Raw genomic sequence first — 3,773 nt, forward strand, 5'->3', positions numbered from 1 at the left:
CGGCGGGCTGGCCGCCGCGGTGCTGGCGCACCTGGGTCTGAATGCCGCGCACTTCGGTTTGTTCACGTATCCGATGCGCGCGGGGTTCTAGGGCCGCCGAGCCTTGCGCGCGGCGGCAGACGGGTTACGGCAAGGCCGGATAGTCGGTGTAGCCGGCTGCGCCCTGCGAATAGAACGTGGACGATTCGGGCGCGTTCAGCGGGGCGTCCAGCTTGAAGCGGCGCGTCAGATCGGGGTTGGCGATGTACGGCACGCCGAACGCCACGGCATCGACGCGGCCTGCCGCGACGGCGGCCTCGGCGGATTCCCGCGTATAGCGTTCATTGCCGATATAGACGCCGCCGAACACTGCCTTCAATTTCGGACCCAGGCTGTCTTCGCCTTCGTGTTCGCGCGCGCAGATGAACGCGATGCCGCGCTTGCCCAGTTCGGCCGCCACATAGGTGAAGGTTGCCGCCGGATCCGAATCGCCCATCGTGTGCGAGTCGCCGCGCGGCGACAGATGCACGCCCACGCGCCCCGCGCCCCAGACTTCGATGCATGCATCCACCACTTCCAGCAACAGCCGCGCGCGGTTTTCCAGCGAACCGCCGTATTGGTCGGTGCGCAGGTTGGTGCTGTCTTGCAGGAACTGGTCCAGCAGGTAGCCGTTGGCGGCGTGGACTTCCACGCCATCGAATCCGGATTCCTGGGCCATCTTGGCGCCGTGGCGGTAGGCCTCGACCACGCCCGGGATTTCGGACGTTTCCAGCGCGCGCGGGGTGACGTAAGGGCGCTTCGGGCGCACCAGGCTGACATGGCCGCCGGCGGCGATGGCGCTGGGCGCGACAGGCAGTTCGCCGTTCAGGAAGACCGGGTCGGAAATGCGGCCCACGTGCCACAGCTGGGCCAGGATCAGGCCGCCCTTGTCGTGCACGGCGGACGTGACCTTGCGCCAGCCCTTCACTTGCTCGGTGGACCAGAGGCCCGGGGTATCGGCATAGCCCACGCCCTGCGGCGTGACAGCGGTGGCTTCGGTCAGGATCATGCCGGCGTCGGCGCGCTGGGTGTAGTACTCGACCATCAAGTCGCTGGGCACGCGGCCTTCGCTTGCGCGCTGGCGGGTCAACGGCGCCATGACGATACGGTTGCGCAACGTCAGGTCACCGACGCGCAGGGGTTCAAACAGGGAGCTCATGCAAAATCCTTCCGCCCGGGCAATGGGCGCAATGTGTAGGGCTGACTACATATCCTGGTTCAACTGCCGCAGGAACGCGGCAATGACGGGTTCATTGCGACGGAAAAAGACCCATTGCCCCACTTTGGTCGCCGAGATCAGGCCTGCGCGCTGCAAGACGGCCAGGTGCGATGACACGGTCGACTGCGACAAGCCGCAGCGGTGATCGATGTGGCCCGCGCACACCCCATGCTCGAAACTGTGACCCGGGCGCTCTTCAAAATGCGCTTGTGGGGTCTTCAGCCAGGCAAGGATGTCGCGACGCACCGGGTTCGCCAGCGCCTTCAGAATGGCGTCGGCGTCGATGTCGGGTTGCGCATCGGTCTGATCGGGAGTTGAAGGGGATGCGGTCATATTTGTATATCGCAATTTATCGAATCTTATATCGATGTTGTTCGATATATAGTCATGCCCCTGCGGCGCATGGGGCTATTGGCGCTAGTCGCCCTGCACGCGGCCGCGCAGGCGCTTGACCTCGCCATGCTGAACCTTGCGCTGGACGCGGCGGCGCTGCGAAGACCGGGTCGGCTTGGTCGCGCGGCGCGGCTTGTCTACCTGAAGCGCCGAACGCACCATGCCGATCAGCCGTTCGATGGCTTCGGCCCGGTTTTTTTCCTGGCTTCGAAACGATTGCGACTTGATGACGATCACGCCTTCTTTCGAGATGCGGTGGTCGCTGATAGCGCACACCGCGTCCTGGACATCCGGCGGCAGGCTGGACGCGCGGACGTCAAAGCGCAGATGGACGGCGCTGGAAACCTTGTTGACGTTCTGCCCGCCCGCGCCCTGCGCACGGATCATGGTGAACGTCAGGTCGCGCTCGTCCAGATAGAGGGAATCTTGAATGTGGAACATAGGCCGGCAGTCTACAAGATTGAGCCAGCGCCGGTGACGCGGGGCGTGCCGATCCGTTGATGGCCGGGCGCGCGCGTCGCTACAATGCGCCGGCCTGCACGCCGGCATCCCGCCTGCCGTGCCACCCCGCCTACGAGCCCATTCCCATGATCACCTGCTACTTGCGCTACGTTATTGACACCAATGCGATCGCCGAGTTCGAAACCTACGCGAAAATGTGGATCCCGCTGGTCGAGCGGTTCGGCGGCACGCATCACGGCTATTTCATGCCGTCGGAAGGCGCCAACAATATCGCGCTGGCGTTGTTTTCCTTTCCCAGCCTGGCCGCCTACGAAACCTACCGGCAAGACTCCCTGAAAGACGCCGAATGCCAGCAGGCCTATGCCTACGCGACGCAAACCCGCTGTATCGTCAGTTACGAACGCAGCTTCTTCCGCCCGGTCTTCGGCTGACGCGGCCGCAGCCCAAAACCTGTGCCGCGCGGGGACATTCGGCACGTTGGCGCCGCTGCAAGTAAAATAGTGCGCTTTTGCTCGACTATTACGGCGCCCGGCCACCCGCACCCCGCCACGACCCCTTATGACCTATTCCGCCAAAGAAATCTTCAAGACCCTGCAAGGCGAAGGCGCCCATGCAGGCCGCGCGGCGGTATTTTGCCGGTTTGCTGGCTGTAATCTCTGGACCGGCCGCGAAAGCGACCGCGCCAGCGCCGCCTGCACCTTCTGCGACACCGACTTCATCGGCACCGACGGCGAAGGCGGCGGCAAGTTCGCCACGGCCGACCTGCTGGCCGACGCCATCGCCGCCGCGTGGGGCCCCGGCACGGAAGACCGCTACGTGGTCTTCACCGGCGGCGCACCCTTGCTGCAGCTGGACGCGCCGCTGCTGATGGCGATCCATGCCCGCGGCTTTACCGTGGCCATTGAAACCAATGGCACCGTCAAGGCGCCGGCCGGCATCGACTGGATCTGCGTCAGCCCCAAAGGCACCGCGCCCATCGTCATCGAACGCGGCGACGAACTGAAGCTGGTCTATCCGCAAGCCAACGCCTTGCCCGAAACCTTCGCGCACCTGGATTTCGAGCACTTTTTCCTGCAACCCATGGATGGCCCCGCGCGCGCGGCCAATACCCAGCAAGCCGTCCAGTACTGTATGCAGCATCCGCAATGGCGGCTGAGTTTGCAGACCCACAAATACATAGGCATTCCATGATTTACCCCGACGCCTTGCGGAGCACGCGATGATTTCCGTGACCCGCAGGCTGGAATTCGACGCCGGCCACCGCATTCCCGACCACCGCAGCCAGTGCCGCAATCTGCATGGCCACCGCTATGTGCTGGAAATCACCCTGACGGGCGACGTGGTGCAAGCCCCCGGCGAATCCGATAACGGCATGCTGATGGATTTCTCCGAGATCAAGCACATCGCCAAGACTCACATCGTGGACGTCTGGGACCACGCGTTCCTGGTCTATGAAGGCGACGCGGCCGTGCGCGGCTTCCTGGATAGCCTGCCGGACCACAAGACGGTGGTGCTGGACCGCATTCCCACCGCCGAAAATCTGGCCCAGATCGTGTTCGACACGCTGGCGCCGCAGTACCACGGCCACTACGGCGCCGACCTGCGCCTGACGCGGGTGCGTTTGTACGAAACGCCCAACTGCTGGGCCGACTGCAACGGCTGACGCCCCCCGGGGGGGGGG

The 3,773-nt window shown here is 64.5% G+C and carries 6 protein-coding genes and 1 pseudogene; 4 read left to right on the top strand and 3 right to left on the bottom strand.

The features are described from left to right. Positions 1–91 (top strand): annotated as a pseudogene (locus ACE039_RS19695) (CPBP family intramembrane glutamic endopeptidase); the annotation flags it as partial. A 33-nt stretch (positions 92–124) separates the two neighbouring features. Here ACE039_RS19695 and ACE039_RS19700 read toward each other — a convergent pair. The 3 genes from ACE039_RS19700 to arfB all read right to left on the bottom strand — a co-directional run bounded on the left by ACE039_RS19700 (position 125) and on the right by arfB (position 2,071). After that, entirely contained in the window at positions 125–1,177 is a 1,053-nt protein-coding gene (locus ACE039_RS19700) for an alkene reductase (protein ID WP_485823140.1), read from the bottom strand. Positions 1,178–1,222: 45 nt separating this feature from the next. Further along, on the bottom strand, positions 1,223–1,570 hold the full coding sequence (locus tag ACE039_RS19705; protein ID WP_485823141.1) for an ArsR/SmtB family transcription factor: 348 nt from the start codon (positions 1,568–1,570) through the stop codon (positions 1,223–1,225). Between the two features lie 84 nt (positions 1,571–1,654). Further along, positions 1,655–2,071, bottom strand: coding sequence for an alternative ribosome rescue aminoacyl-tRNA hydrolase ArfB (gene arfB, locus ACE039_RS19710; RefSeq protein WP_448709169.1), 417 nt, complete (start codon positions 2,069–2,071; stop codon positions 1,655–1,657). A gap of 146 nt (positions 2,072–2,217) precedes the next feature. Here arfB and ACE039_RS19715 point away from each other — a divergent pair, with 146 nt between their 5' ends. The 3 genes from ACE039_RS19715 to queD all read left to right on the top strand — a co-directional run bounded on the left by ACE039_RS19715 (position 2,218) and on the right by queD (position 3,755). Next, the gene (locus tag ACE039_RS19715; RefSeq protein ID WP_416030274.1) at positions 2,218–2,523 is read left to right on the top strand and encodes an NIPSNAP family protein; all 306 of its coding nucleotides are present in this window, start codon (positions 2,218–2,220) and stop codon (positions 2,521–2,523) included. A gap of 127 nt (positions 2,524–2,650) precedes the next feature. After that, positions 2,651–3,283: a 7-carboxy-7-deazaguanine synthase gene (gene queE / locus ACE039_RS19720; protein WP_485823142.1), complete on the top strand. Its 633-nt coding sequence runs from the start codon at positions 2,651–2,653 to the stop codon at positions 3,281–3,283. Positions 3,284–3,311: 28 nt separating this feature from the next. Next, complete coding sequence (gene queD, locus ACE039_RS19725; RefSeq protein WP_105556828.1) at positions 3,312–3,755, top strand: 6-carboxytetrahydropterin synthase QueD; 444 nt, start codon at positions 3,312–3,314, stop codon at positions 3,753–3,755. Positions 3,756–3,773: the final 18 nt, after the last annotated feature.

The organism is Achromobacter maghribensis (assembly GCF_057334215.1).

Coding starts and splice junctions, on each gene's coding strand:
- ACE039_RS19705 (WP_485823141.1), bottom strand. CDS start 1,570: ATGACCGCATCCCCTTCAACTCCCGATCAGACCGATGCGCAACCCGAC.
- queE (WP_485823142.1), top strand. CDS start 2,651: ATGACCTATTCCGCCAAAGAAATCTTCAAGACCCTGCAAGGCGAAGGC.
- arfB (WP_448709169.1), bottom strand. CDS start 2,071: ATGTTCCACATTCAAGATTCCCTCTATCTGGACGAGCGCGACCTGACG.
- ACE039_RS19700 (WP_485823140.1), bottom strand. CDS start 1,177: ATGAGCTCCCTGTTTGAACCCCTGCGCGTCGGTGACCTGACGTTGCGC.
- queD (WP_105556828.1), top strand. CDS start 3,312: ATGATTTCCGTGACCCGCAGGCTGGAATTCGACGCCGGCCACCGCATT.
- ACE039_RS19715 (WP_416030274.1), top strand. CDS start 2,218: ATGATCACCTGCTACTTGCGCTACGTTATTGACACCAATGCGATCGCC.